Below are 4449 nucleotides of genomic sequence, written 5' to 3'. Positions count from 1 at the left end.
AATAAAATCATATCTGGTTGCGGCCGGTTATTTTGTACATCAGTGGCCGTAATTAATCCATCAATTTGGTTCCCTGTTTTCCAATGGAGTTTTTCTAAAATGCCCAAGGCGGTTTTTTCGTTATAACCGGTATTTAATACTACTAAAATATTTTTTGCTCTTAAAGCTTCAAAAGTTTCTTCGGCTGCAGGCTGTGGTTTTATTTCAAAACTATCGTAAGCGGTTGCCAGTTCATCTACAAACAAATGGTATATTTTATTGGCTGTTGCATCATCAGGTGTAGTATTTTCCAATGCAATAATATCTTTTATAGCCTGCAGTTTTTCTTTACCTGCGCCAGTGGTAAGCACTTGTGCTAAAGAAAAATTGTAGCCAGCTTCGTTAATTACTTTTTGCAAAGTTTTATACACTACATTGTTTTCATCAACAGTGGTGCCGGCCATATCAAAAACTACCATCTTAATCATACTGCTGCTTTTTATAAGTTATTTTGTATAGAAAGATGCTCCACCATCATTTGTTTGTAGTGCAATAAATCGGGTAAGGGTTCTTGTGTTTTTTTTGCAAGATCATCCCAGCGGCGGATAGCAACATACTGATCAAACAAATCGTCTTCTTCAAAAGCCATGGCTTCTTCGTGTGTCATTACGCCACCCTGAAACTCCAATGTTTTTTTACTGGCTCCGGATAATTGATTATAGTATTCTGGATAGTGATAGGTGAGGTAACGCTTTGCCGCCACATGGCTTTGCACCAGCTTTGCAATTTTTTCTGAAAAACCTTTGCTTAATAAATATTCCGCTCCTAAATTTTCATGATCTACTACACCCACATTATCCATATGCTGAATTTTTTTTTCGGGAAAAGCAAATTCACACAAATGGCCAATATCATGAAAGAACGCAGCCAGTATAACATCATTTGCTGCACCACTTGCTTCTGCTAACTGTGCACACTGGCACATGTGTTCTATCTGGCTAACCGGTTCGCCAATATAATCTTCGCTGCCATAGTTTTTATACAAAAACAGTATCTCCTTTACTGCTAATAAAATATTTTCTGTAACCATACTTTAGTTTTTATAAATGCTTTCTACAGGATCAGCAACAGGATGATTTGCGGTAAACGTAAAGCCGAGTAATTTTGCAAATGTTGCAGCAAGTTGTTTTTGATATAAAGTATTTTCGGTTTTTAATTCTCCCAGCGGTTTTGTATCTGGCCCAATTACAGCAATCCATATTTGTCCGGCATCTTCAATTTTACTGCCATGGTGTTTCCAGTTGTCTTTGTCTTTATCACCACGGCCATGATCGCAGGTTACAATTAATGTAGTTTTGTTTTTGTATTGTGCAGCTGACTGGATATAGTTCCATAAATCAGCAATCATAGCATCTTGCGAATAAGCACTTTTTAAATACTGGTCGTATTCCCCGCCATGTGCAAAATCATCCGTTTCATCAAAGGCAATGTATAATACTTTTGGCTGATACGCTTTCATATACTCCCTTGCAGCAAAGTAAGTAAACACATCAGGCCGTACACCAACAGGGCGTGTGGTTAAAAACTGCATATCATTAATTAACTGTAATGTTGGAGATGAAAATTTCAATGAATCCACATCAGCATTTACATACAGGCCACTTCTTTGTGTATTTAGGATATAAGGAAAAACATCCCAGGTAGAAAAGATTGCAACTTTACCGGTATAATTTTTTTGCTGGTTGATAAACTCCAGCACATTGGTATTTTTATTCCAGATCTTATCATTACTGTTGACTGACGTATCCGGATAGCCTGTAAATATTTCATTATAGCCAGGATAAGAAAACCAAAAAGGATTTGCATTGTTAACTTTATTTCCTGCCCATCTGTTACCATATAACTGGCCCTGCGTTGCAATGGTGTTCCATATAAAAGGGAAAAGTTTTTTTCTTCTTTCCGATGCATCATCAACCCAAAAATCTTTACTGGTGCCGCTGCTGTCTTTAGTATATTTTTTATTTTTTAAAATTACTGCATCTGCCCCGCTAAAAACTTCCTGCCACCGCATACCATCTAAAGTAACTATTACAATATTTTCAGTTTTTGGCTGTGCGGTAACAGCTGCTGATATTGTTTGCAGCAACAGAAATATCAATATATATATTCCCCTTTTCATAATAAAGTTTTTTAAATAGTGGATGGAGCCTTACGAAGGCTCCATCACTTTGTGTTATTGATTGTTACTGCTAAAAATTATTTAATGATCCACATTTTGGCATTAATATCATCATTACCGCTAAACTGCGACTGTATGGCTGCATTTACATTGGCAGTATTAATTGACTTTTCTGCTGTTGGGTATTGAAACCTTAATGCTACCCTGTTACTGTTCCCTGTTCCTGCCCCGGTATTAAAAGTTGGTATGCCCGTACGGCGCCAGTTGTAATAAGCTTCCCAACCGCTGTTTTGATAAAAGGCTAAATATTTTTGGGTAACAATCTGATTTAAACCTGCTGCACTGTTACCGGCGTATTTAACTAAAGGCTGTGCATAATAAGTTGCCCAGTCGTAGTTGATGGTATAAGTATTATAGTCACTTAATGTGCCACTTGGTTTTTGAAAAGTAACAGTATTGGTTCCATTAATGATACCATAAAAACCAATACTGGCCTGTATGCCTTTCGTGTACCAGTCTTCTGCGTTGGCTGTTATCCAGCCACGGTTTACAGCCTCAGCAATATTAAAACACATTTCGGCATAACCAATTTGCGTACAATTTTCTGCGGTAAAAGTGCTGTAATATCTTTTGCGGTTAATAAAAGAATATTTTCCCAGCCCTGCATCGGCACTCATATTGGCTAAATCTTCTCCGCTGCCGGCACCGTTAAATGCGGCAAAACTGTTTGGTGCAGCCCCGGCCGTTACTAATGCTGCTGCAGGTTCTGCTACATAAAAAGTACGGGGGTCTTTAAGGTTAACTAAAGTATTTAAATGAGTAGAAGTCATATTATAGCGGGCTACATCAAAACCAAAACTTTCAGGATTGGTGGGGTATTTATTGTACTGTGCGTTGTAAACATACTGCATGTTATCTTCCATATTTGTAAATATGGGATACTTTGCAGTGTTAGTAAATGTTTCAGTAAATTTTTGTTTGATGCTTAAATCTGCATCACCTTCATATTTACTTAACTGAATTAAAACCCGGAGTTTAAATGCATTTACTGCTTTGCGCCATTTACTTAAATCATTATTATAATAAAAATCGTTTGATAATAAATAACCTCCTTTGGTGATAACGGTACTCATATCAGTATTTGCTTCTTCCAGCAAAACCAATATTTGTTTGAATACTTCTTTTTGAGAATCATATTTTGGGGCAGTATTGGCTAAAGATTTCAGCGCCTCCGATACAGGAATATCTCCTGTTTGCATACTAAGGTTATAAAATAAGTATGCCCTGAAAAATTTACCTAACGCACTGTATGGATTGGGTGAAGCCAGGTTTTTTCCAGCTTCTTCCTCCATCTTAATTACATTTTTTAGTGTATTATAAGTGTTGAATGAAACACCCGACCAGGTGTATTGCTGATCGCCGTAATAGGCATAGTTACAGGCATAAAACTGGTTCCAGCGTTGCGTGGGGCTAAACGGACTTTGATAAATATCGGATAATACCCCATTTAAAATAAGGCTTGCAGGAACACTTGTAGGCCTGTTGGGATCGTTTTGTAAAGTATTGAAATTTTTTTTACAAGAGGTAGCACAAAGTATTGCGCTAACGGAGAGTATAGAAAGTATCTTTTTCATTTTTTAGTTTTTATAATTAATTAAAAAACAATATTTAGGTTAATACCATAACTCCTGGTAGTAGGTGTTTGTAAATTGATGCTGGATTGGCTGCCGGCATACTGGTCAATATCCACATCTTTAAAGCGGCTGTCCTTCATAAAGTATAGAATGTTACGGGCAACAAATGAAACGCTGGCATTTTTTATAAATGATTTGCCTAAAACTTTTGCAGGTAAGTTGTATCCCAAAATTATTTCTCTTAGTTTAAGATAGCTTTTACTCATCATGTTGGGTTCCGGGATACTATGCACACGGCTAACATAATCCTGCACATAAGTTTTAGTGCCGTTGACTGCAAACTGAAGTGCTGAGTAGTTGGTAATTAAGCCGGTTACAGGATCAAAAGTTATTGCAGTACCGTTTGATACCTGCACCCCCTCACCGAGATAAGATTTAATACCTTTTGTATCATCGTATCTTGAAGCACCCAATGCACCTTCAACCGTTTCAATATGGCGGCCACCCTGGAAGGTTTTCTTTCTTACATAATCTTCCATAACTCCACCTACACGGCCATCGAACTGAAAGCTTAATGAAATATTTTTGTAATTGAATCTGTTATTAAATCCCCAAACAAATTTTGGACTTGCATAACCAGCAAATTGCGCTACAGGT

4 protein-coding genes and 1 pseudogene are annotated in these 4449 nt (G+C 37.2%); all 5 read right to left on the bottom strand.

Annotation, left to right across the window (positions count from 1 at the left end):
- Window positions 1-467 (bottom strand): HAD hydrolase-like protein (locus tag ACY65O_RS18165; protein ID WP_462222276.1); only part of this gene is annotated, 467 nt, incomplete at its 3' end.
- An 11-nt stretch (window positions 468-478) separates the two neighbouring features.
- The gene (locus ACY65O_RS18160) at window positions 479-1069 is read right to left on the bottom strand and encodes an HD domain-containing protein (RefSeq protein ID WP_462222275.1); all 591 of its coding nucleotides are present in this window, start codon (window positions 1067-1069) and stop codon (window positions 479-481) included.
- A 3-nt stretch (window positions 1070-1072) separates the two neighbouring features.
- Entirely contained in the window at window positions 1073-2158 is a 1086-nt protein-coding gene (locus tag ACY65O_RS18155) for an alkaline phosphatase family protein (protein WP_462222274.1), read from the bottom strand.
- A gap of 77 nt (window positions 2159-2235) precedes the next feature.
- Window positions 2236-3792, bottom strand: coding sequence for a SusD/RagB family nutrient-binding outer membrane lipoprotein (locus ACY65O_RS18150; protein ID WP_462222273.1), 1557 nt, complete (start codon window positions 3790-3792; stop codon window positions 2236-2238).
- 20 nt (window positions 3793-3812) lie between these two features.
- Window positions 3813-4449, bottom strand: a pseudogene (locus tag ACY65O_RS18145) (SusC/RagA family TonB-linked outer membrane protein); the annotation flags it as partial.

This window comes from Ferruginibacter sp. (assembly GCF_031430955.1).
GTDB lineage: Bacteria > Bacteroidota > Bacteroidia > Chitinophagales > Chitinophagaceae > Ferruginibacter.
The sequence above is the reverse complement of the archived record's forward strand: the minus strand, read 5'-3'. Positions and strand labels throughout refer to the sequence as shown.